Annotated in this window: 15 protein-coding genes; 6 read left to right on the plus strand and 9 right to left on the minus strand. The window is 71.5% G+C overall.

What is annotated here, in order from left to right; genetic code table 11:
- Positions 1–99: 99 nt before the first annotated feature.
- Positions 100–825 carry a helix-turn-helix domain-containing protein gene (locus tag ACFYVL_RS26955; RefSeq protein ID WP_389249126.1) on the minus strand — a complete coding sequence of 242 codons (726 nt, stop codon included), beginning with the start codon at positions 823–825 and terminating at the stop codon, positions 100–102.
- Positions 826–983: 158 nt separating this feature from the next.
- On the opposite strand from ACFYVL_RS26955, the gene ACFYVL_RS26960 reads away from it, so the two are divergent.
- The 5 genes from ACFYVL_RS26960 to ACFYVL_RS26980 all read left to right on the plus strand — a co-directional run bounded on the left by ACFYVL_RS26960 (position 984) and on the right by ACFYVL_RS26980 (position 7,797).
- A complete protein-coding gene (locus ACFYVL_RS26960; RefSeq protein WP_389249128.1) occupies positions 984–2,384 on the plus strand; it encodes a cation:dicarboxylate symporter family transporter in 1,401 nt (466 codons plus the stop codon).
- A gap of 143 nt (positions 2,385–2,527) precedes the next feature.
- The gene (locus tag ACFYVL_RS26965; RefSeq protein ID WP_389249130.1) at positions 2,528–3,925 is read left to right on the plus strand and encodes an SUKH-4 family immunity protein; all 1,398 of its coding nucleotides are present in this window, start codon (positions 2,528–2,530) and stop codon (positions 3,923–3,925) included.
- A gap of 153 nt (positions 3,926–4,078) precedes the next feature.
- Positions 4,079–4,777, plus strand: a complete 699-nt coding sequence (locus tag ACFYVL_RS26970) for a GAF and ANTAR domain-containing protein (RefSeq protein WP_389249132.1) — start codon at positions 4,079–4,081, stop codon at positions 4,775–4,777.
- Between the two features lie 174 nt (positions 4,778–4,951).
- The gene (locus tag ACFYVL_RS26975) at positions 4,952–5,335 is read left to right on the plus strand and encodes an STAS domain-containing protein (RefSeq protein WP_389249134.1); all 384 of its coding nucleotides are present in this window, start codon (positions 4,952–4,954) and stop codon (positions 5,333–5,335) included.
- Positions 5,336–5,502: 167 nt separating this feature from the next.
- Positions 5,503–7,797: a HelD family protein gene (locus ACFYVL_RS26980; RefSeq protein ID WP_389249234.1), complete on the plus strand. Its 2,295-nt coding sequence runs from the start codon at positions 5,503–5,505 to the stop codon at positions 7,795–7,797.
- 82 nt (positions 7,798–7,879) lie between these two features.
- Here ACFYVL_RS26980 and glgB read toward each other — a convergent pair whose 3' ends face one another.
- The 8 genes from glgB to ACFYVL_RS27020 all read right to left on the minus strand — a co-directional run bounded on the left by glgB (position 7,880) and on the right by ACFYVL_RS27020 (position 20,213).
- On the minus strand, positions 7,880–10,273 hold the full coding sequence (gene glgB, locus ACFYVL_RS26985) for a 1,4-alpha-glucan branching enzyme (protein ID WP_389249136.1): 2,394 nt from the start codon (positions 10,271–10,273) through the stop codon (positions 7,880–7,882).
- A 50-nt stretch (positions 10,274–10,323) separates the two neighbouring features.
- Complete coding sequence (locus ACFYVL_RS26990; RefSeq protein ID WP_389249138.1) at positions 10,324–11,799, minus strand: maltokinase; 1,476 nt, start codon at positions 11,797–11,799, stop codon at positions 10,324–10,326.
- Between the two features lie 145 nt (positions 11,800–11,944).
- Positions 11,945–13,693, minus strand: coding sequence for a maltose alpha-D-glucosyltransferase (treS, locus tag ACFYVL_RS26995; RefSeq protein WP_389249140.1), 1,749 nt, complete (start codon positions 13,691–13,693; stop codon positions 11,945–11,947).
- The gene (locus ACFYVL_RS27000) at positions 13,690–15,735 is read right to left on the minus strand and encodes an alpha-1,4-glucan--maltose-1-phosphate maltosyltransferase (protein ID WP_389249142.1); all 2,046 of its coding nucleotides are present in this window, start codon (positions 15,733–15,735) and stop codon (positions 13,690–13,692) included. The genes treS and ACFYVL_RS27000 overlap by 4 nt, the downstream gene beginning before the upstream one ends.
- A 354-nt stretch (positions 15,736–16,089) precedes the next feature.
- Complete coding sequence (locus tag ACFYVL_RS27005; RefSeq protein ID WP_389249144.1) at positions 16,090–17,325, minus strand: S8 family peptidase; 1,236 nt, start codon at positions 17,323–17,325, stop codon at positions 16,090–16,092.
- Between the two features lie 241 nt (positions 17,326–17,566).
- Positions 17,567–18,214: a hypothetical protein gene (locus tag ACFYVL_RS27010; RefSeq protein ID WP_389249146.1), complete on the minus strand. Its 648-nt coding sequence runs from the start codon at positions 18,212–18,214 to the stop codon at positions 17,567–17,569.
- Between the two features lie 11 nt (positions 18,215–18,225).
- A complete protein-coding gene (locus tag ACFYVL_RS27015; RefSeq protein ID WP_389249149.1) occupies positions 18,226–19,710 on the minus strand; it encodes a hypothetical protein in 1,485 nt (494 codons plus the stop codon).
- A 17-nt stretch (positions 19,711–19,727) separates the two neighbouring features.
- Entirely contained in the window at positions 19,728–20,213 is a 486-nt protein-coding gene (locus ACFYVL_RS27020) for a hypothetical protein (RefSeq protein ID WP_389249151.1), read from the minus strand.
- A 241-nt stretch (positions 20,214–20,454) separates the two neighbouring features.
- Here ACFYVL_RS27020 and glgP point away from each other — a divergent pair, with 241 nt between their 5' ends.
- The gene (gene glgP, locus ACFYVL_RS27025; RefSeq protein WP_389249153.1) at positions 20,455–23,094 is read left to right on the plus strand and encodes an alpha-glucan family phosphorylase; all 2,640 of its coding nucleotides are present in this window, start codon (positions 20,455–20,457) and stop codon (positions 23,092–23,094) included.
- Positions 23,095–23,114: the final 20 nt, after the last annotated feature.

A 23,114-nucleotide genomic window follows, 5' to 3' on the forward strand; every position in this document is an offset into this window, starting at 1 on the left:
GTCGGCACGGGCCGGTGCACGCGAGGTCGGGTGACGGCGGCCGGGCCGGGCCGGGGTTGCGCGCGGTCCGGCGGCGGCCCGTCGCGGCGGCGCCCCCGGTCAGCGGGTGCCCTCGGCCCGTTCCCAGAAGTGCGCCACGATCCCGTCCAGGAACTCCCGGCCCGCCGCCCCGTCGCCCGCGTCCCCGACACCGCCGCCCCAGCCCAGCGTGGCCACCATCCGCGACTGGTAGTCGGCGTGCAGCCGCAGCAGTACGTTCTCCAGCGCGCCGCCCTCCAGCGCGGCCCGCGGCACCGGGAGCATCTTGGTCAGCGGCTTCACGTACGCCTGCCAGCGGGTCGTCACCGCGCTCCGCAGCAGCTCCGCCAACTCCTCGTCACGGCCCGCCGCGGTCATGAACTGGGCCGGGGTCAGGCCGAGTTCGGCGGTGAGCGCGGCGGACTGGCGCTCGTTGCCGCGCCACTTGCCCGCCTCCTCCATCCGTACGTACGCGTCCACCCCGAGCCCGACCCGGCGGGCCAGGTCGGCGGCGTCCAGGCCGTGGGCCGTGCGGTGTTCGCGCAAGGTGCGGGCGGCGTGCAGCAGTTCGGCGGGCGCGCACCACAGCACCCCGGCCAGCGCGGTCACCTCGCGGCTGCTGGGGGTGCGCAGTCCGGCCTCCCAGGCGGCCACCAGGTCCGGGCCGACGTCCAGTCCGTACTGGGCGTTCAGTCCGTACGCGACGTTGCCGTGCACCATTCCCAGCGCCTCGCGCAGGCGCCGCGCGGCGGCGGCGTCGAAGGGCGGCGGGGCGTCGGGCGGCGGGACGGCGGAAGGCTGGCGCACCGGCTCACGGTAGGACGAAAGGAGCGCTTTGGCTACGGTGCGTTCCCACGAGATCACAGGTCGGAGGAATGTCCAGGGTGTACAGAGTCGTGAATCTGTGAACTCTACGACCCAAAGGGTGTGTCGCCGGGGCCGGTGATGCATAGTCGCCGCACCTGATGACGAGCAAGGAGGCACCGGTGGCGGAAGAGAGAACGGAGACGGCCGGGACGGAGGGCCGGGGGGCGCGGCGACGCGACCGCTCGCACTACCTGTATCTGGCGGTCATCGTCGCCGTCCTGTGCGGCATCGCGGTGGGGCTCCTGTTCCCGGACGTGGCCAAGGACCTGAAGCCGATAGGTACCGGCTTCGTGAACCTGATCAAGATGCTGATCTCGCCGATCATCTTCTGCACGATCGTGCTCGGCATCGGTTCGGTGCGCAAGGCGGCCAAGGTCGGCGCGGTCGGCGGGCTCGCGCTCGGCTACTTCATGGTGATGTCCACCGTCGCCCTCGGCATCGGTCTGCTGGTCGGCAACCTGATCCACCCGGGCGACGGCCTCGACCTGAACGCGGGCAAGGAGGCCGCCGCCAAGCAGGCGGAGGGCGCCAGCGAGGGCACCGCCGACTTCCTGCTGAGCGTCATCCCCAAGACGCTCGTCTCGGCCTTCACCGAGGGCTCCGTACTGCAGACCCTGTTCGTCGCGCTGCTGGTGGGCTTCGCGCTCCAGGCGATGGGCGCGGCGGGCGAGCCGGTGCTGCGCGGCGTCGGGCACATCCAGCGGCTGGTGTTCCGGGTGCTGGCGATGGTGATGTGGGCGGCTCCGGTGGGCGCGTTCGGCGCCATCGCCGCGGTGGTCGGGGAGACCGGCTTCAAGGCGCTCCAGTCGCTGGCCGTCATCATGATCGCCTTCTACGTGACCTGCGTGCTGTTCGTCTTCATCGTGCTGGGCACGGTCCTCAAGCTCTGCACCGGCGTGAACATCTTCAGCCTGCTGAAGTACCTGGGCCGGGAGTTCCTGCTGATCCTGTCCACCTCGTCCTCCGAGACGGCGCTGCCGCGGCTGATCGCGAAGATGGAGCACCTCGGGGTCAGCAAGCCGGTCGTCGGCATCACGGTGCCCACCGGCTACTCCTTCAACCTCGACGGTACGGCGATCTACCTGACCATGGCGTCGCTGTTCATCGCCAACGCGATGGGCGACCCGCTGAACGTCGGCGAGCAGATCGCCCTGCTCGGATTCATGATCATCGCGTCGAAGGGCGCGGCGGGCGTCACGGGCGCGGGCATCGCCACCCTGGCCGGCGGCCTCCAGTCGCACCGCCCCGAACTGGTCGACGGCGTCGGACTGATCGTCGGCATCGACCGCTTCATGAGCGAGGCGCGCGCCCTGACGAACTTCGCGGGGAACGCGGTGGCGACCGTACTCGTGGGGACCTGGACGAAGGAGATCGACCGCGAGCGGGTGGACCGGGTACTGGCGGGGCACGAGCCCTTCGACGAGCGCACCCTCATGGACGAGGGCGCCCACGACGCCCCGCCCGCCCCCGCCGACACCCCCAGCCTCAGCAAGCCCTGACCAGGCCCTCAGCCGGACCCGGCCGGGCCCTGAACCGGCCCTGACCAGGCCCTGATCCGGCCCGAAAACACCGCCCCGCCCCCGGACCCGGGGGCGGGGCCCGGCGCGTCGCACTGTCGGTGCCGGATGTCAGGATGATCTCCATGAACTCAACGGGGGATCAGGTCATGAACGACGCCCGCACGCAGGACTCCCACGCCTACGAGCCCCACGGGCGCGCACCGCACGGCCTGGACGCCCTGCTCGCCGACCCGGCCGCCCTGCTCCACGCCGACCGCGACTCGGTGCGCGAGGAGTTGACCTCCCGGGCACGCAGGACGGCGGCGGCCGAGGACGGCCGGGCCGTCTTCCGGCAGGCCGAGGCGATATTCGGCCTCCAGGACGTCCCCCGCGCCGAGTTCGCCGCCTGGCTGCACTTCGCCGCGACCGTCCTCGGCCGGTCCGCGTACGCGGACCGCATCAGGGCCGCCGCCCCCGACATGCCGTGGAGCACCGAGTGGGCCTGGTGGCGCCCGGTGGGCCACTACGTGGCCGACCCCAACCTCAGCGGCGACTGCTCCGCCGCGCACCTCCGTCACGAGGGCCGGGAGTTGATCCAGGTCGACGGACTGTGGTGCGACGACCGCTGGTTCGACGCGCACACCGGTGCGCCGGTCGACCCGGTGCCGGAGGACGAGGCCGAGGACTGGGGTCCGGGCCGCGCCGCCGAGGAGGTGCTGCCCGTCCTCTTCGACGAGGACCCGTCGGCGCCGGCCCTGTCCGTCCCGCCCACCTGGGAGTACGCGGAACCCCTCGACACCGAGGGCCGGTACCTCATCGAGGAGCCGCGCGGCATCGCGGTCCTGCGCATCCACAACGACGTACTGGCGGACTGGCCCGTCGGCGGGGTGAGTTACGAGTCGTCGGAGGACGGCGGCTGCGACCTCGACCCCTCGCCCGAGCTGGGTCTTCCGCTCACCGCGGCCCGGATGGACGACACCTTCGGCGCGGGCGTGCGACGGGTGCCCGAGGCCGATCTGCCCGCCGCCCTGGAGCACGGACCGACCCGGAAGTTCCTCTCCGGCGTCGGCATACCCGGCTGGTGGGCGGGCGGCGCCAGCGGGTTCTCCGCGGACTCCGTGCCCACCCCCCTGGACGGCCACCCGGACCTGCTGGTGCTCGGCTCCCTCGACCTGGGGCACGACGAGGGCGAGGTGTGCGTCCACCGCACCACCGGCACCGTCCACTTCGTGCGGTCGGACGAGGACGGCGACGGCGACGGGACCGGCGGGGACGGAACCGGCGGGGACGATGACGGCGACGGCGGCACCGTCGTCCGGCTGGTGCGCGACGTGGAGACCTTCACCCTGTTCCTGGAGAACCTGCGCCGCTACATGAGCGCGAGCTGGGACCCCTACCCCGAGGAGTCCGGCGCGGAGTTCGAGTACGAGAGCCGGATGGAGCGCCTGGACCCGGAGGCGTTCGCGGACGGAGCGCCGTCCCGTGAGATCTGGGAGCAGGTCTTTGCCGCGATCACCGTCCTGGGCGTCTACGGTTACTGACGCGTCCAACGATGCGTGGCCCGGCGACGAACGGTTTCCGGTCGCCCTCGCTGGGGACCCATGTCCGGGCGCAGGCAGGGTAGGAGTTCCAGTCGACGGGCAGCGCCGCCCGCGCGGTATGGGGTGACCAATATGGGCAGGGAACACCGTTGGATGGACGCATCGGTCTGTCTCGCCGAGCTGATGCTCAGCGAAAGGGAGGTCAGCGGGTTCCTGCGGGAGTTCTGCGGCCTCTCGGTCAAGCTGCTCGACACGGTGGCGGTGGGCACGATGCTGGCCGACGAGAGCGGGCTGCTGCGGGTCGCGGCCGTGTCGAACAACGAGCCCGCGCTCCTCGAACTCATAGCCTCCCAGCCCCAGGAGGGCCCCTGCGTCGACGTCTACCGCTCGGGCGAGCCGCAGTACGACATCGACCTGCGCACCTCGGCCGCCCGCTGGCCGGGCTTCTGCGCCCGCGCCCTGGAGAACGGCATCGGCAGGATCGCCGTGCTGCCGCTGCGCCGCACCGGCGAACTGCTCGGCACCTGGCAGGTGTACGGCTCCGACCGCCTGCCCGACCAGGAGGAACTCGAACTGGCCCAGCGGCTGGCCGACATCACGGTGCTGTCGCTGAGCCATTCCAAGAACCTCTGGCACCTCGCCCGCTCGGCCGGTGAACTGCGCACCGCCCTGACCAGCCGGGTCGCCATCGAACAGGCCAAAGGGATGCTGGCGGCCCAGTGGGGCGTGCACCCGGAGCGCGCCTTCCAGCCGCTGCGCGCCTATGCGCGTTCCCGGCAGCGCAAGCTCCGGGACGTGGCGATCGACGTCGTCGAGGGCCGCCTGAAGCTCCCGCCGAGCGATCAGCCGTAGCAGTCGAACACCCCATCAAGTCAAGCAACTTTTCAGAAATTCACTCGAACGAGTCGATTCTGGATGGCTAACCGATTCTGCGTGGAGCCCTCTGCGTACGTTCGGGAAGGCATCCCAGACCCCGGTGCGTCCGTCGCAAGACCGCAGACTGTCCGATCACCTGGGGTGGGTCCTATGTCGCAATCAGCTGCCGAGCAACCCGTGAGGCTGCGCCGTGCGGGAGACGTGCTCGTCGTCACGCTGGCGGGGGAGTTGGATCTCTTCATGGCCCTTCAGTGCGGCCCGCCGATCGACCGGGCGCTCATCGCGCGCCCGGGTCGCACGGTCGCCGACCTGAGCGGGGTCACCTTCATCGACTGCAGCGGCCTCGCCCTGCTGCTGCGGATGCGCCGGCGGGCGGCCCGCTGGGGCGGTGAGTTCGCCATCTGCAGCCCGGACCGCGGCCTGCTCAGGATCCTGCGGTACGTGGAGGTGGGCGAGCCGCTGGCCTTCGTCGACTCGCTGCCCGACGGCGGCGAGGAGCCCGGCATCCCCGCCTGGATGCACTCCCTGCGCTGACGCACGGCAAAGAGAAATACCCCGGCTGGATTGACAGCCGGGGTATTTCTCTGCGTATATTGAGCGTTTCCATGACTGCATCCGAAAAAGGTCATGGTGAACCGCTCTGTCGATACCTTAACCCAGTGGGGGAAGACTTGTCAACCGAGGAATTGTCAACCCAGGAACTGCACCGGGAACAGCAATTCATTGATGGGCTGTACGCGCGCCTCGACGTGCTCCGGGAGCAGGCCGAGACCGCGGTGCAGGGCTCCTTCGCCCAGAGGGGGAACGGCCTCCAGGCCCGGGTGGAAAGGGAAGTGACCGCGACGGAGCGCTCCGGCGCGCTCTCCGCGCTGAACGCGGTGGAATCCGGACTCTGCTTCGGCCGCCTCGACTTCTCCGAGGAAACGGAAGGCGGCGCCACCCACCACATCGGCCGGATGGGAATCCGCCGCGACGACGCGGAACGCAGCCCGCTGCTGATCGACTGGCGGGCCCCCGTCGCCCGCCCCTTCTACCTGGCGACCGGGCATTCCCCCATGGGCCTGCGCCGCCGCCGGCACCTCACCACCCGGGGCCGCACCGTCACCGCCCTGCACGACGAGATCCTCGACCTCGGCGACACCACCCGAACCGGACACGAGGACCCCAGCGGCGACGCCGTGCTGCTCGCCGCCCTCAACAGCGCCCGCACCGGCCGGATGGCCGACATCGTGCAGACCATCCAGGCCGAGCAGGACCGCATCATCCGCGCCCCCCACCGCGGCGTCCTGGTCGTCGAGGGCGGCCCCGGCACCGGCAAGACCGCCGTCGCCCTGCACCGCGCCGCCTACCTCCTGTACGCGTACCGCGAGCAGCTCGCCCGCCGCGCCGTCCTCGTGGTGGGCCCCAACCCCGCCTTCCTCGGCTACATCGGCGACGTGCTGCCCTCCCTCGGCGAGACCGGCGTCCTGCTCGCCACCACCGGCGAACTCTTCCCCGGCGTCACCGCCACCGGCACCGACACCCCCGAAGCCGCGGCGGTCAAGGGCGGGGCGGCCATGGCGGACGTGCTCGCCCGGGTGGTACGGGACCTCCAGAGCGTCCCCGACGACGTGCGGGAGATCGCGCACGACCAGTACACGCTCCGGCTGGAACGGGCCATGGCGGAGGACGCCCGCCACCACGCCCGCGCCACCCGCCTCCCGCACAACCTGGCCCGCCCGCACTTCGGCAGGTACCTCCTGGACGCGCTGACCGAGCAGCTCGCCGACGGCATCGGACGCGCACCCTACGAGGAGATCGCCGAGGAACTGGGCGAGGAGATCCCCGACGGGAACCTGCTGACCCCGCCGGAGATCGAGCAGCTGGGCAAGGAGATCGCGGGCAACCCGGACGTGCTGGCCGCGATCGAGGAGCTGTGGCCCGAACTGACCCCGCGGCAGCTGATCGGCGACTTCCTCGCCGATCCCGCCGGACAGCTGTCCGAGGAGGAGGCCGCGCTGGTCCGGCGGGAGGCCGGCGCCGCCTGGACCCCCGCCGACGTGCCGCTCCTCGACGAGGCCGCCGAACTGCTCGGCGAGGACGACCACGCGGCCCGGCAGGCCGCCGCCCGTGAGTACGCGGAGCGGGTCGAGTACGCCAAGGGCGTGCTGGACGTGTCCTACGGTTCGCGTACCTACGAGTTCGAGGACGTCGACGACGAGGACTCCGAGGTGCTGGGTGCGCACGATCTGATCGACGCCGAGCGGTTCGCCGAGCGGCACGAGGAGGGCGACCACCGCAGCGCCGCCGCACGGGCCGCCGTCGACCGCACCTGGGCCTTCGGCCACATCATCGTGGACGAGGCGCAGGAGCTGTCGCCGATGGCGTGGCGGCTGCTGATGCGCCGCTGTCCCACCCGCTCGATGACCCTGGTCGGCGACCCGGCGCAGACCGGCGACGCGGCCGGCTGCGACTCCTGGAAGCAGATCCTGGACCCGTACGTGGGCGACCGCTACGAACACACCCGGCTCGGCGTCAACTACCGCACGCCCGCCGAGATCATGGAGGTCGCCGCCTCCGTGATGCGGGGCGTCGCCCCCGACTTCCAGCCGCCGGGATCCGTACGCTCCACGGGCGTGGCGCCGGCCCTGGTGACCGTCGACCTGTCGGACGCCGACGCGGTGGCCGCGGCGGTCGCCGACGCGGTGGCCCGCGAGGCGGGCGACGACCGCAGGCTCGCGGTCATCGCCCCGCCCGCCCTGCACGGCGTGCTCGCCGCCCACGGACAGCCCGCGGGCGAGCCCCTCGACCTGACCCGGCCGGTGGTGCTGGTCGACCCCCGGCAGGCAAAGGGCCTGGAGTTCGACACCGTGGTGGTCGTCGCCCCCGAACTGATCCGCGACGCAGGACCGCGCGGCGTCAACGACCTGTACGTCGCCTTCACCCGCCCCACCCGCGGCCTGTGCGTCGTCAGCGGGGTCGGCGACCTCTCGGAACTCGCCGCGCACACCGGCTGAGCGGCCGGGGCGGGTGACCGGAGCCCACCCCGCTCCGGTCACCACCAGGGCCGCCGGTCCTGCCCCGTCCCGGCGAAGGGCCCTACGGCAGTTCGGGCCGCAGCCAGAGGGTCGCCAGCGGCGGGAGGGTCAGGGTGATGCTCGCCGGGCGGCCGTGGCTGCCGACCGAGTCCGGCTTCAGCGGTTCCGCGTTGTGCACACCGCCGCCCCCGTAGCGCTCGGCGTCCGTGTTGAGCACCTCCGTCCACGCCGGTACGTCGTCCGGGACGCCGATCCGGTACTCGTGGCGCACCACCGGCGAGAAGTGGGACACCGCGAGGAGGGGGCTGCCGGAGGCGTCGAGGCGCAGGAACGCGAAGACGTTGTCCTCGGCGGCGTCGCCGTCCACCCAGGCGAACCCCTCGGGGACGGTGTCCCGCTCCCACAGCGCGGGGTTCGCCGTGTACGTGGAGTTCAGATCGCGGACCAGGTCGCGCACGCCCCGGTGGTCGGGCTCGGCACCGTACGACGGATCCAGCAGCCACCAGTCCGGGCCGTACGCCTCCGACCACTCCGCGCCCTGCGCGAACTCCTGTCCCATGAAGAGGAGTTGCTTGCCCGGGTGGGCCCACATGAAGCCCAGGTAGGCGCGGTGGGTGGCGCGCTGCTGCCACCAGTCGCCGGGCATCTTGGAGACCAGCGACCGCTTGCCGTGCACCACCTCGTCGTGCGAGATCGGCAGCACGTAGTTCTCGCTGTACGCGTACACCATCGAGAAGGTCATCTCGTGGTGGTGGTACCTGCGGTGCACCGGCTCCTTGGCGACGTACCCCAGCGAGTCGTGCATCCAGCCCATGTTCCACTTCAGGCCGAAGCCGAGACCGCCGAAGCCGCCGGGGCCGATGTGGTGGGTGGCGCGGGTGACGCCGTCCCAGGCGGTGGACTCCTCGGCGACGGTGACCACACCGGGATTGCGGCGGTAGACGGTGGCGTTCATCTCCTGGAGGAAGGCGACGGCGTCCAGGTTCTCCCGGCCGCCGTGCGCGTTGGGCACCCACTGGCCCTCCTCGCGCGAGTAGTCGAGGTAGAGCATCGAGGCGACCGCGTCGACCCGCAGGCCGTCGATGTGGAACTCCTCGCACCAGTACGTGGCGTTGGCGACCAGGAAGTTGCGCACCTCGGCCCGGCCGAAGTCGAATTCGAGGGTGCCCCAGTCGGGGTGCGCCGACTTCAGCGGGTCCTCGTGCTCGTACAGCGGCCGGCCGTCGAACTCGGCGAGCGCCCAGTCGTCGCGCGGGAAGTGCGCCGGGACCCAGTCCATGAGCACCCCGACACCCGCCCGGTGCAGCGCCTCCACCAGGAACCGGAAGTCGTCGGGGGTGCCCATCCGGGCGGTCGGCGCGTAGAAGCCGGTGACCTGGTAGCCCCAGGAACCGCCGAACGGGTGCTCGGCGACCGGCATCAGCTCCACGTGGGTGAAGCCCAGATCGGCCACGTACGCGGGCAGTTGCTCCGCGAGCTGCCGGTAGGTGAGCCCGGGGCGCCAGGACGCCAGGTGCACCTCGTACACCGAGAACGGGGCCTCGTGCACCGGCCGCCGCGCGCGCCCGGCCATCCAGTCGGCGTCCCGCCAGACGTGGTGGGTGTCGGCGACGATCGACGCGTTAGCCGGCGGCACCTCCGTGCGGCGCGCCATCGGGTCGGCGCGCAGGGTGTGCGAGCCGTCCGGGCGGGTGATGTCGAACTTGTAGAGGTCCCCCTCGCCGACCCCGGGCAGGAACAGCTCCCACACCCCGCTGCCGCCCAGCGAGCGCATCGGGAAGCCGGTGCCGTCCCAGTAGTTGAAGTCGCCTACCGCCCGCACCCCGCGCGCGTTGGGCGCCCAGACGGTGAAGCGCGTGCCCGTGACGCCCTGGTGGGTGAGCGGCTGCGCGCCCAGTGCCCGCCACAGCTCCTCGTGCCGCCCCTCGCCGATCAGGTGCAGGTCGAGACCGCCCAGGGTGGGCAGGAAGCGGTACGGGTCGTGGATCTCGATCTCGTTGTCGTCGTAGGTCACCCGCAGCCGGTACTCGGGCACGTCGGTGAGCGGCAGCAGCCCGGAGAAGAACCCGTCGCCGTCGTCGCGCAGCCGGGCCCGCAGCCCCTCGGCGAGCACCGTCACCGCCTTCGCGTACGGGCGCAGCACCCGGAAGAGGACCCCGCCGGGACCGGGGTGGGCGCCGAGCACGCCGTGCGGATCGTGGTGCGTGCCGGCCAGCAGCCGCTCCCGGTCCGCCCCGTCCAGCGGCGGCGCGGCCCGCACCCCGGGGGGCGACGCTGGCGGTGCGGGCGGTGCGGCAGGGGGAGTGCCGGGGCCGTCCTGCGCGGCGCGGCCCTGGCGCGCGCCGTCCTTCGCGGTCCTTGCCCGGGGAGTTCTGGGGGCCGTGGCCCCGGTCGGGGTGCGGCGCGGCGGCCGGGGGGTCTCCCCGCCGGATGCGGGGGTGGGACGGGGAGTCACGGGTGGGTCCTCTCGCCGGTCGACGTGCGGGGGTCGGGGTGCGGGCCCGGTCAGGGGGCCGGGGAGGCGGCCAGTCTGCGGACGGCCGCCATCGGGACGGTGAGCCAGTCGGGCCGGTGCCGGGCCTCGTAGAGCACCTCGTACACCGCCTTGTCGGTCTCGTACGCCCGCAGCAGTACGGGCATCTCGCGCGGATCGGTGCCAGCGGCGGCCGCGTACCCGTCGCAGTACGCGCCGCGGCAGTCCTCGGCCCAGTCCGGCTGCCAGGGCCGGTGGTGGCGGGCGGCGTAGTCGAAGGAGCGGAGCATGCCCGCGACGTCGCGCACGACGGGCTGCGGGCGGCGGCGTTCGGTGAGCGGTTTGGACGGCTCGCCCTCGAAGTCGATCACCGACCACTCGCCGTCCGGGCCGCGCAGCGTCTGCCCCAGGTGCAGATCGCCGTGCACGCGCTGGGCGGTCACGATCGGGCCGCGCGCGCCCAGCTCCCGCAGCGCGTCGAAGGCCTCGCGCAGTCCGCCCGCGTAGGGCCGCAGCGTGGGGACGGCCTGCACGGCCGCCGCCAGGCGCTCGGTCATCAGGTCGGCGAGGAGCCCGGCCTGCGGGCGGCCGAGGGTGAGGGTGGGCAGGGCGGCGGCGAGCGCGGTGTGCACATCGGCGGTGGCCCGGCCCAGCGCGTACGCCTCGACGGTGAAGTCCCGGCCGGTGGCCAGGGCCCCGAGGGCGAGCCGCCAGCCGTCGTCGGCGTCGTTCAGGAAGGGCTGGAGCAGGCCGAGCGTGAACGGTTCGAAGGGGTCGTCGGGGTTGGCGCCCCGGAACCAGGCGACCGGTGCGGGCACCCGGGCGCAGCCCTCCCGGGCGAGGGCCAGCGGGAGTTCGAGGTCGGGGTTGGCGCCCGGATGGAGTCGCCGGAAGACCTTGAGTATGTACGAATCGCCGTACACCAGTGAGGAGTTGGACTGCTCGGCGCCCAGCGGGCGCGGGGTGAGGCCGGCCGGCAGCGACGCCTCGGGGGCCTTGTCGAAGCGGAGCGGTCCCAGCGGTCCCGGCACCCGCAGCCGCTCCAGGAGCAGCCCGGCCAGCCGGGGGTCGGCCAGGCCCTCGTACACCGTGTGCCCGGCGAGCGGGCCGTCCGTCACCCGTCCCATGCGCGAGGACGCGAGTGCGGGGGGCAGGGAGCGGCGGGTCCCGACGAGGAGCTGGTAGCAGTCGGCGGGCGGCGGCGCGGGGTCGGCGTGGGGCGAGGAGGGCCCCGGTAAGGGGGGCTGCTGCGTACGCACCAGCAGGTGGAGCAGCCCGGGGGAGCCGGCCGGCGGGAGCAGTTCGGTCGCCGAGACCAGGCTGAACCCGGTGATCGGGCGGCCCTTGCCGGCGAACCACCGCTGCCGGGGCAGCCACTCGTGCAGCAGCGGGGCCAGCGAGGTGAGCAGTGCCGATGCGGCCTGTGGGGCGGGTGGGGCGGTGAGGGCGGAGGAGAGGGGTGAGGCGGGGGACGAGGCGAGCGGCGAGGCGGAAGCGGCCTCGGACATGGCATCGCGTCCTTTCCCCGGGCACCCTCGACGGAAGTGCGGAGTGTCCCGGATCGCGGCTGTGCTGTACGGGACGTTCGCTGTGCGGGACGTGACGGGTGCCCCGGGGCCGGAGGGCGAAACCGTCCGGCCCCGGGACACGGGCTCACTGCTTGGGCCGCGGCGGCCTGATCTGCTGCCCCGCGTCCTGGCGCAGCCGGAACCAGTAGAAGCCGTGCCCCGCCAGCGTGAGCAGGTACGGCAGTTCGCCGATCGCGGGGAAGCGCACCCCGCCGATCAGCTCGACGGGGTGGCGGCCGTTGAAGACCTGGAGGTCGAGCTCGGTGGGCTGGGCGAAGCGCGAGAAGTTGTGCACGCACAGCACCAGGTCGTCCTCGCCGTCCCTGGTCGAGGGCGCCTCGCGCAGGAAGGCGAGCACCGCCGGGTTGGACGAGGGGAGTTCGGTGTACGAGCCGAGCCCGAAGGCGGGGTTCTGCTTGCGGATCTCGATCATGCGCCGGGTCCAGTGCAGCAGGGAGGCCGGCGAGGTCATGGAGGCCTCGACGTTGGTCACCTGGTAGCCGTAGACCGGGTCCATGATCGTCGGCAGTGAGAGCCGGCCCGGGTCGCAGGAGGAGAATCCGGCGTTGCGGTCCGGTGTCCACTGCATCGGGGTGCGGACCGCGTCGCGGTCGCCCAGCCAGATGTTGTCGCCCATGCCGATCTCGTCGCCGTAGTAGAGGATCGGCGAGCCGGGCAGCGACAGCAGCAGCGCGGTGAACAGCTCGATCTGGTTGCGGTCGTTGTCCAGCAGTGGCGCCAGACGTCGGCGGATGCCGATGTTGGCGCGCATCCGCGGGTCCTTGGCGTACTCCGCGTACATGTAGTCGCGCTCCTCGTCGGTGACCATCTCCAGGGTCAGCTCGTCGTGGTTGCGCAGGAAGATGCCCCACTGGGCGTTGTGCGGGATGGCCGGGGTCTTGGCGAGGATCTCCGAGACCGGGTAGCGCGACTCGCGGCGCACGGCCATGAAGATGCGCGGCATCACCGGGAAGTGGAACGCCATGTGGCACTCGTCGCCGCCCTTGGAGAAGTCCCCGAAGTAGTCGACGACGTCCTCGGGCCACTGGTTGGCCTCGGCGAGCAGCACCGTGTCCGGGTAGGAGGCGTCGATCTCCTCGCGCACCCGCTTCAGGAAGTCGTGGGTCCTGGGCAGGTTCTCGCAGTTGGTCCCCTCCTCCTGGTAGAGGTAGGGGACCGCGTCCAGCCGGAACCCGTCGATGCCCAGGTCCAGCCAGAACCGCAGCGCGGAGATGATCTCCTCCTGCACGGCCGGGTTCTCGTAGTTGAGGTCCGGCTGGTGGGAGAAGAAGCGGTGCCAGTAGTACTGCTTGCGGACCGGGTCGAAGGTCCAGTTGGACGTCTCGGTGTCGACGAAGATGATCCGGGCGTCCTGGAACTGCTTGTCGTCGTCCGCCCAGACGTAGTAGTCGCCGTACGGTCCCTGCGGATCGCTCCTGGACTGCTGGAACCACTCGTGCTGGTCACTGGTGTGGTTCATGACGAAGTCGATGATCACGCGCATGCCGCGCTGGTGCGTGGCGTCGACGAACTCCACGAAGTCCGCAAGATCGCCGAACTCCGGCAGCACGGCGGTGTAGTTGGAGACGTCGTAGCCGCCGTCGCGCAGCGGCGACATGAAGAACGGCGGCAGCCAGAGGCAGTCGACACCCAGCCACTGGAGGTAGTCCAGCTTCGCGGTGATGCCCTTGAGGTCGCCTACTCCGTCGCCGTTGCTGTCCTGGAAGGACCGGACGAGGACTTCGTAGAACACGGCGCGCTTGAACCACTCGGGGTCCCGGTCCTTCGCCGGGGTGTCCTCGAAGGTGTCGTGCACGGGCTCGTTGACGATCATGTGGGTGACCCTCCGGTCAGCGGGGACGGTCGCAGGGTGACGAGGTGGGCGGGCGCGCGGCCCGGCTCCAGTCGCACGTACGTGGCCCTGCCCCAGTGGTAGGTCTCGCCGGTGAGCTCGTCGCGCACCGGGACGGTCTCGTGCCATCCGTGGCCGAGTGCCGGCATGTCCAACGAGACCGTGGCCTCCTGGGTGTGGTGGGGGTCGAGGTTCACGACCACCACAACGGTGTTCGAGGCGGCCCCACCCCCCGTGGTGCCACTGCTTGCTCCACTGCTGTCGACGGGTGGGCCGGCGGCGTGTTTCGAGTACGCGAGGACCGAGTCGTTGTCGGTGTGGTGGAAGTGGATGTCCCGCAGCTGCTGGAGTGCGGGCAGTTCGCGGCGCAGCCGGTTCAGGGTGGTGATCAGCGGAGTGATCGTCCGGCCCTCGCGCTCGGCCGACTCCCAGTCGCGGGGCCTGAGTTGGTACTTCTCCGAGTGCAGGTACTCCTCGCTGCCCTCGCGCAGCGGGATGTTCTCGCACAGCTCGTAGCCCGCGTACACGCCCCAGGAGGGCGACATGGTCGCGGCCAGCACGGCCCGTACCTCGAAGGCGGGACGGCCGCCGTGCTGGAGGTAGGCGTGCAGGATGTCGGGGGTGTTCACGAAGAAGTTCGGCCGCATGTACGCGGCGCTCTCGCGGGAGAGTTCGGTGAGGTACTCGGTCAGCTCCGCCTTGGTGTTGCGCCAGGTGAAGTAGGTGTACGACTGCTGGAACCCGACGGCGCCCAGGGTGCGCATCATGGCGGGCCTGGTGAACGCCTCGGCCAGGAAGATCACGTCGGGGTCGGTGCGGTTGATGTCGGCGAGCACCTTCTCCCAGAAGACGACGGGCTTGGTGTGCGGGTTGTCGACGCGGAAGATCCGCACGCCGTGCGCCATCCACAGCCGCAGGATCCGCAGGGTCTCGGCGACCAGCCCCGCCATGTCCCGGTCGAAGGCGATCGGATAGATGTCCTGGTACTTCTTCGGCGGGTTCTCCGCGTACGCGATGGTGCCGTCGGGGCGGTGGTGGAACCACTCGGGGTGCTCGCTCACCCAGGGGTGGTCCGGGGAGCACTGGAGGGCGAAGTCGAGCGCCACCTCCATGCCCAGGTCCCGTGCGGTGGCGACGAACTCGTCGAAGTCCTCGAAGGTGCCGAGGTCCGGGTGGATCGCGTCGTGGCCGCCGTCCGGGGAGCCGATCGCCCAGGGCACGCCGACGTCCGAGGCGGAGGCGGAGAGCGTGTTGTCCGGGCCCTTGCGGTACGTCGTGCCGATCGGGTGGACCGGCGGCAGGTACACCACGTCGAAGCCCATGGCGGCGACGGCCGGCAGCCGTTTCGCGGCCGTGCGGAAGGTGCCGGGAGTGGCCGGAAGTCCGCCCTCGGACGCGCTCGCGCCCTCCGAGCGCGGGAACAGCTCGTACCAGGAGCCGAACAGGGCGCGCCTGCGCTCGACGAGCAGCGGCAGCGGCTCGGAGGCCGAGACCGGCTCGCGCAGCGGGTGGCGGGACAGTGCGGCGTCGACGTCGGGGGTGAGGGCGGCGGCGAGCCGGGCGGGGGCCGGGCGGCGGGTGTCGCGCAGGGCGTCCACGGCGGTGAGCACGGCCTCGCGGCCGTCCCGCTTCGGGATTCCGGCGGCGGCCCGTTCGTACAGCGCGGCGCCCTCGGCGAGGACGAGTTCGGTGTCCTGGCCGGCCGGGACCTTGATCGTGGCGTGGTGCCGCCAGGTCGTCACGGGGTCCCCCCAGGCCTCGACGGCGTACGACCACAGTCCCTCGCCGTCGGGCGTCACCTCGGCGCCCCACCGGTCGGTGCCGGGGGCGAGTTCGCGCATCGGGGTCCAGGGGCCGGGGCGGCCCCCGGGATCCAGCAGGACCACGTTGGCGGCCACGGCGTCGTGGCCCTCGCGGAAGACGGTGGCGGAAACCTGGAACGTTTCTCCTGCCACCGCCTTGGCCGGCCTTCTCCCGCGGTCCACCGCGGGAAGGACGTCCAGGACGGGGATACGACCGATCATGCGCTCACCTGTCCGCAATCGCTCGGGGTCTCGGAGGGGGGTGGTGCGAGTTCTCGACTCAGGCGCTCGACGGTGCTCTGCGTTGCTCGACGCGGGTGCTTCGACGCGGGTGTTTCGGCGTAGGTGTCCGGCGGGGTGCTCGACGGGGCTCGTGGCCGTGCTCGGCGTGCTGCCCGACGAGGGTGCTCACTTATACGAGTACCGGGGGAGGCTTCCCCTACACATCGGGGGGTCAATCCGGTGCTTTGTTAACTACCGTCGCGTAACGGTGCGGACAAGGCGTGACGTGGCGAAAAGCAAAGGGACCCGTCGTTCGCGACGAGGCCCCTTTGCTCAACTTTGCTTCTTTCGCGGTCAGTTGTTGACCTGAAGAAGCAGGTTCGGAGAGCCGGTGCCGGGTCCCTTCACCTTGCCCCTGGCCGCCCGGCCGGTGAGTGCGCCGCTCACGTCCGCGGGGGTGGCCCACGCGTGGTCCGCGAGGTACAGCGCCGCCGCACCGGAGGCGTGCGGGGCGGCCATGGAGGTGCCGGAGTAGGTGTCCTCGGCGCCGTCACCGCTGTTCACCGCCGAGGTGATGCCGACCCCGGGGGCGAACAGGTCCACCCGGGAACCCCAGTTGGAGAAGCCGGCCCGGGTGTCCTTGGCGTCGGTGGCGCCGACGGTGACGGCCTCCCCGACCCGGGCGGGAGAGGAGAGGCTCGCGGGCATCCCGTCGTTCCCGGCCGCGACCACGAAGGACACCCCGGACCGGATCGCGTTGCGCACCGCCGCGTCCAGCTGGGCGTTGGCCACCCCGCCCAGACTGAGATTTGCCACCGCGGGTTTCCGCGCGTTCCTCGCCACCCAGTCGATACCGGCGATGACCTGCGCGGTCGTCCCCGAACCCGCGGCGTCCAGCACCCGCACACCGACGACCTCGGCCTTCTTCGCCACCCCGTACCGCTCGCCGACGGCGGTCCCGGCGACGTGCGTGCCGTGCCCGTTCTCGTCCTGGGCCACGGCGTCGTTCTGCACGAAGTCCCAGCCGTCGCTCGCGCGCCCGCCGAAGTCCCGGTGGGAGGTGCGGATTCCGGTGTCGATGACATACACGTGGACGCCCGCCCCGGCGCTTTCGGGCCAGGTGTACGAGGTGTCCAGCGGCAGGCTGCCCTGGTCGATCCGGTCCAGCCCCCAGGACGGCGGGTTCTCCTGCCGGTGCCCGGCCCTCACCACGGTGTCCTGCGTCACCGAGGCGACCCGCGGATCCGCCGCCAGCCGTTTCGCCTGCGCGGGGCTCGCCCGTACCGCGTACCCGTTGAGCGCGCTGCTGTACGTGTGACTGATCCGCACCCCGTACGCGGCGGCGAGCGCCCGGCCCTCCGCCGACGGTGCCCGGACTCCCTGCGGCCCCGCCCGAAGGGTGACGAGATAACCGCCGGCCACGGAACCGGCCGACCCGGCCCCCAGTATTCGCCCCTCCGCAACCGCAACCGTGGCCCCGGCGGCCGGAGCGGCCTGGGCGGGCAGCGCGACGGCCGAAAGGACCGCCGCCGCACCCACGGCGGCAACGGCCCCGACCGTGCGAAGACGACGGCGACGCGACAGTGTCATGTGCTGGCTTCCCCTCCTCGACCCGGCGCATGTCCCGCGGAACCGACCCGCTCGGGCCCCGGCACGATCCGCGGAACGGCCGACCTCCCGCCCGGCGGAACCCCGGGGCCACGACGCGCGCACTTGTCAGCCTCTCGTGCGGTGTGAACCACAACAAGACCGCACGAGGGGGCGGAATCGGCCATATCGCTCGTGAGGGAAATGCGAGGCGAGCGGGCGGGGCCGGGCGGGGGCTTTCCGCCTACTTCTCCCCGGTGGCCGGCGGCGGGGTGGCCGCCGGCTCCATGGTCGCCCTGAAGTACAGGCGCGTGCTGCCCGGGGCGAACTCGTGGAGGAAGAGCGTGACGCAGCGCTGGAGGTACTTGCCCTCGGGGGTGCGGAGCCCGTCGGGGCACGCACGGGCCGTCCGCATGCCCTCGGTGAGGGTCTCCGGTTCCGGCAGCCCGAGGTGGGCGAAACCGTCGGCCGGGCTGTAGTCCTTCTTCTGGGGCCGGTCGTTCGGGAACGTCTTGGGAGACCCCTCGACCAGGCGGTCGACGTAGCCGGTCGCGTCCCGGGTCGGCAGGGTGAAGACCAGCAGCCCCGTGTCCAGTCGCTGCCCCGCCTTGTACCCGGCCCGCCGGTCGGTGGCCGCCTCCGGGGGTCTGACTCCGAGTTCCTCACCCACCCAGGCAGGTGTGGCCCCCTCCTCCCAGCAGCAGTTCTTCTCCTGCGCGTCGATCTCGGACCCGGCCCACTCGAACACCAGCGAGAGCGCCCCGATCCCCAGCGCACCGATCAGACACAGCACCCCCAGCCAGGTGAGCACATGACGCCGCAGGGTCCACCGGCGCCCACCGGGCGCCCTCGGCCGTGGCGCCGACGGACTGCCGCTCGGTGACTCGTTCATGGACGGGATGCTCACCGGCCTTCCTGCTGTTCACGCCCCAGGTCTGTGCGGCTGCCTTCGCGCCCCGGTTCCTCGGGGCCAGGAAGGGGCCCGGAATTCGGAGCCTCTCCGCCGAGGTCGTAGTGCTTGACGGAGCTACTGCCGGCCATGTTGTACTCCTGGGCGATTCCGGCGTTGTGGAGACGGGCCATCTGCCCGTCCGGAATCGACATCGGACCGATCGTGACGCCCTTGCCCTCGTCCCAGTTGTAGCGGTCCCACGCGTTGGCCTGGTAATCGAGGCCGACCCGAGGGCGACCATTCTCATCGGGAACAACCGTCACCACACCCGTGACGTTCGATCTTGTCGAGCCCACCGCGTAGAACCAGTTGCGCTGCGTTTCCTTGTTGAACGAGTAGTCCTCGTTCCTGGTTTCCACGGGGAAGGCGACCGGCTGACCTCCGTTTCTACGGAACTCGGCCAACGCCTGTGCGTGCCATTCGTCCTTGTTCTTGTCGATGTGCAGATTCCGTACATGCTTCTCGAAACCGGCATCATCGAGCATCATCTTGTCGACGGGCAGGTCCATGTCCGTACCACTGTTGCCCAGATAGTGCGCCATGTTGCGCGAGGCGTCGTTCATCCCTCCCCAGTCGGCACCCTCCGCGATCAAGTTCATCGTCTCGCGCGTCCGACGGTCCTCCGCGTTGGGTTCGCGGATTCCGTAGGGCCCGGCCCCTCGGTCGGCCGCGATCTGCTTCACCGTGGGGGTCAGCAGGCCCGCCGCGAGCAGCCCGTCCTTCTGCTCGCTCCACAGCCGGGAGCGGGCCGACGGGCTCAACGAGCCGAACAGACGGTGAAGCTCCGCGCGCTGTGCCTTGTTCGCGTCCTCCCCGAGTGAAGCCAGCTTGGTCGCGCGCGGGAGCTGGTCCTGGTCGAGGGAGGTGTAGCTGCCGTGGCCCGCGTCGTGCGGGTCGTTGCCATGGCTCCTCGACAGTGACCGGGCCAGCGATGCGTCGATCTCCGCCGCGTGCGAGACCAGCCCGGTCAGCGTGTCGGCATACCACTGCATCAGGTCCTTGGTGCGCTGCGAGGTGCCGTCGACGTCGCACACCGCCTCCATGACCTTTACCGTGCCGCCGGGTCCATCCATGACCAGCAGCGCCGGGGTCGGCGATCTGCCGGCCTGGTTGCCTTCACGCGCTTCCGCCGACAGCTGCTTCGCCTGCTTCTGTACCTGGGAGAGTTCGTCGTATGCGTCCTCCAGAAGCTTGGCGATGCTCGTGGCCTCGGTGTGCAGGTCCGTGAACTCCTTCGCGGTCCTGCGTACGAACTCCTGGGTGACCGTGGCGTTCAACCCCGCCCACTTCGCGCCGTCGGAGAGCCTCACCAGGCCGTCACGGGACTGGGCGGCCAGCTTCTTCAGTCCCTCGGCGGTGTTCGCCCATTGAGTCCGAGCGGCCTTGAGCTTGCCGAGATCGACCTCGACAAGATCTGTGTAGGTGAAGGTTCCCATGTCGCATGCCCCCTAGGTCATTTCACGTACTTTTCGAGCTCGGACACGGGGACCGGACGACCATTGCGCTGCTTCATCGATGCTTCGATGAGCGCCTCGTCCTTGGCGTGCTGACCTACGGAATAGTCCAGGTGGTTCGAAATGTGTGCGCACATCTGCAGCACCGTCTTCACCTGGGACGTCCACATCTCCAGCGTCGTGTAGAGCTCGGAGCCGGAGGAGAGGTTCCGGCTGCGCAGTTCGGCAGCCGCCTGGGCGGTCGTGCCCGCGCCGCTCTTGTTCGCACCGCCCCCCGCAACATCTGCCGTCTTCTGCAGAATGCCGTGCAGTCGGAACGCTTCGTTGCCCACTTTCCCGAGGTCGTCCTGGTGAACCCGGAGGTGGGGACCCGGCCCGCTGTTCGCGCCACCCGGCCCAGGACCGTTTGCGTTGAGTTGCATCTGTTCGGCTCGGCCGGCCTTGGCCTCGGCCTTGAGTTGGGCCCACTCCTCGCGGAACGTCACAGTTCCCCCCGGTTGTCGCGCTCCATGTGGGCAAGCTAGCCCATCAGTTCGGATTTGCAGAAGCGTGTTTCCCGATTGTGATCGCGAACCACTGCCTGCCTACGTGCCCCGTCACGCGTACTCCCGCCCGCCCGTCGTGCGCCGTGGATCGGGGGCGTGGGTGCGCACTACCGTCGAGGGGGGTGGGCGCACGCGCGGTGGGTTCGCCCGGAGTCCTTTTGTCCCCTGCGAAGGTGGTCACGTGAAGGCAATTCGTCGGTTCACCGTGCGTCCCGTACTCCCCGACCCGCTCCGGCCGCTCAGTGATCTCGCCCGGAATCTGCGCTGGTCCTGGCACACCGAGACCAGGGAACTCTTCCAGGCCGTCGACCCGGAGGGCTGGCAGGCGTCCGGCGAGGACCCGGTGCGGCTGCTGGGGGCGGTGTCCGCCGAGCGGCTGGCGGCGCTGGCCGGGGACCGCAGGTTCCTGCGGCGGCTGGACGCCGTCGCGGACGACCTCGCCGACTACCTGGGCGGCCGGCGCTGGTACCAGCAGCAGGAGACGCGCGAAGGCGCCGAACTGCCGCGCGCGCTCGCCTACTTCTCGCCCGAGTTCGGGGTGACCGCCGCACTGCCGCAGTACTCGGGCGGTCTCGGCATCCTCGCCGGGGACCATCTCAAGGCGGCCAGCGACCTCGGCGTACCGCTCATCGGGGTCGGACTGCTCTACCGGCACGGCTACTTCCGGCAGTCGCTGTCCAGGGACGGCTGGCAGCAGGAGCACTATCCCGTGCTCGACCCCAACGAACTCCCCGTCAGCCTGCTGCGGGAGGCCGACGGAACCCCCTGCCGGGTGGCCCTCGCCCTCCCCGGCGGCCGGCTGCTGCGCGCCCACATCTGGCAGGCCCGGGTGGGCCGCGTACCGCTGCTCATGCTCGACTCCGACGTCGAGGAGAACGGACCGGGGGAGCGCGACGTCACCGACCGGCTGTACGGCGGCGGCAGCGAGCACCGGCTGCTCCAGGAGATGCTGCTGGGGATCGGCGGGGTGCGCGCGGTGCGGGCGTACTGCCGGCTGACCGGCCACCCCGAGCCCGAGGTGTTCCACACCAACGAGGGGCACGCCGGCTTCCTCGGCCTGGAGCGCATCCGCGAACTCGGCGCGCGCGGCCTGGAGTTCGACGCCGCGCTGGAGTCCGTACGGGCCGGAACCGTCTTCACCACCCACACCCCCGTGCCCGCCGGCATCGACCGCTTCGACCGCGAACTGGTCGCCCACCACTTCGGCTACGACGGCGAGCTGCCCGGAGTGGACGTGGAGCGGGTGCTCCAGCTCGGCATGGAGACCTATCCCGGCGGCGAGTGCAACCTCTTCAACATGGCCGTGATGGGACTGCGCCTCGCCCAGCGCGCCAACGGCGTCTCCACCCTCCACGGGGCGGTCAGCAGGGAGATGTTCGCCGGGCTGTGGCCGGGGTTCGACCCCGACGAGGTGCCGATCACCTCCATCACCAACGGCGTGCACGCCCCCACCTGGGTCGCCCCCGAGGTGGTCCGGCTCGGCGCCCGGCAGATCGGCGCGGGCCGCACCGAGGACGCGCTGACCGTCGGCGGCTCCCCCCGCTGGGACGCCGTCGCGGAGATCTCCGACGCCGAGGTGTGGGACCTGCGCCGGGTCCTCCGCGAGAAACTGGTGCACGAGGTGCGCGGCCGGCTGCGCACCTCCTGGCTCCAGCGCGGCGCGGTCGACGCCGAACTCGGCTGGATCGACGGGGTGCTCGACCCCGACGTGCTCACCATCGGATTCGCCCGCCGGGTGCCCTCGTACAAACGCCTCACGCTGATGCTGCGCGACCGCGACCGGCTGATGGAACTGCTGCTGCACCCCGACCGGCCGATCCAGATCGTCGTCGCGGGCAAGGCGCACCCGGCCGACGACGGCGGGAAGCGGCTGGTGCAGGAGCTGGTCCGGTTCGCCGACGACCCCCGGGTGCGCCACCGCATCGTCTTCCTGCCCGACTACGGGATGCGGATGGCGCAGAAGCTCTACCCGGGCTGCGACGTCTGGCTGAACAACCCGCTGCGCCCCCTGGAGGCCTGCGGCACCAGCGGCATGAAGGCCGCGCTCAACGGCTGCCTCAACCTCTCGGTGCTCGACGGCTGGTGGGACGAGTGGTTCGAGCCCGACTTCGGCTGGGCGGTGCCCACCGCCGACGGCGCCGCCACCGAGCACGACCGCCGCGACGACCTGGAGGCGAGCGCCCTCTACGAGCTGATCGAGCAGCGCGTGGTGCCCCGCTTCTACGAGCGGGGCAGCGGCAGGCTTCCCGACCGGTGGATCGAGATGGTCCGCCGCACCCTGGTCACCCTGGGACCCAAGGTGCTCGCCGGGCGGATGGTGCGCGAGTACGTGGAGCGGCTGTACGTACCGGCCGCGCGCGCCCACCGGGCCCTGACCCCGGACGCCGCACGGGAGCTGGCCGGCTGGAAGGGGCGGGTGCGGGCCGCCTGGCCGCGGGTCGCCGTCGACCACGTCGAGGCCGTCGCCGCCACCGCCGTCAACGGCACCGCCGAACTCGGCTCCACCCTCTCCCTGCGCGTCCGCCTCTGCCTCGGCGAACTGGGGCCCGACGACGTGGAGGTGCAGGCGGTGGCGGGCCGGGTCGACTCCGAGGACCGGATCGGCGACGCCCAGTCCTTCCCGCTCAAGCCCGCTGCGGGCCCCGACGGGGAGGGCCGCTGGACCTACGAGGGCCCCCTCGCCCTCGACCGCACCGGCCCCTACGGCTACACGGTCCGGGTGCTGCCCACGCACCCGCTGCTGGCGAGCGGCGCCGACCTGGGCCTGGTGACCCTGCCGACGGAGGCGACGGGGGAGGGGGCCGGGGTCCTGATGCGCTGACGGCGGGATGCGGCCGGGGT

The sequence above is a fragment of the Streptomyces sp. NPDC004111 genome, assembly GCF_042874215.1.
GTDB lineage: Bacteria > Actinomycetota > Actinomycetes > Streptomycetales > Streptomycetaceae > Streptomyces.

Coding starts and splice junctions, on each gene's coding strand:
- ACFYVL_RS26960 (WP_389249128.1), top strand. CDS start 984: ATGACGAGCAAGGAGGCACCGGTGGCGGAAGAGAGAACGGAGACGGCC.
- ACFYVL_RS26965 (WP_389249130.1), top strand. CDS start 2,528: ATGAACTCAACGGGGGATCAGGTCATGAACGACGCCCGCACGCAGGAC.
- ACFYVL_RS26970 (WP_389249132.1), top strand. CDS start 4,079: ATGGACGCATCGGTCTGTCTCGCCGAGCTGATGCTCAGCGAAAGGGAG.
- ACFYVL_RS26975 (WP_389249134.1), top strand. CDS start 4,952: ATGTCGCAATCAGCTGCCGAGCAACCCGTGAGGCTGCGCCGTGCGGGA.
- ACFYVL_RS26990 (WP_389249138.1), bottom strand. CDS start 11,799: ATGTCCGAGGCCGCTTCCGCCTCGCCGCTCGCCTCGTCCCCCGCCTCA.
- treS (WP_389249140.1), bottom strand. CDS start 13,693: ATGATCGTCAACGAGCCCGTGCACGACACCTTCGAGGACACCCCGGCG.
- ACFYVL_RS27000 (WP_389249142.1), bottom strand. CDS start 15,735: ATGATCGGTCGTATCCCCGTCCTGGACGTCCTTCCCGCGGTGGACCGC.
- ACFYVL_RS27005 (WP_389249144.1), bottom strand. CDS start 17,325: ATGACACTGTCGCGTCGCCGTCGTCTTCGCACGGTCGGGGCCGTTGCC.
- ACFYVL_RS27010 (WP_389249146.1), bottom strand. CDS start 18,214: ATGAACGAGTCACCGAGCGGCAGTCCGTCGGCGCCACGGCCGAGGGCG.
- ACFYVL_RS27015 (WP_389249149.1), bottom strand. CDS start 19,710: ATGGGAACCTTCACCTACACAGATCTTGTCGAGGTCGATCTCGGCAAG.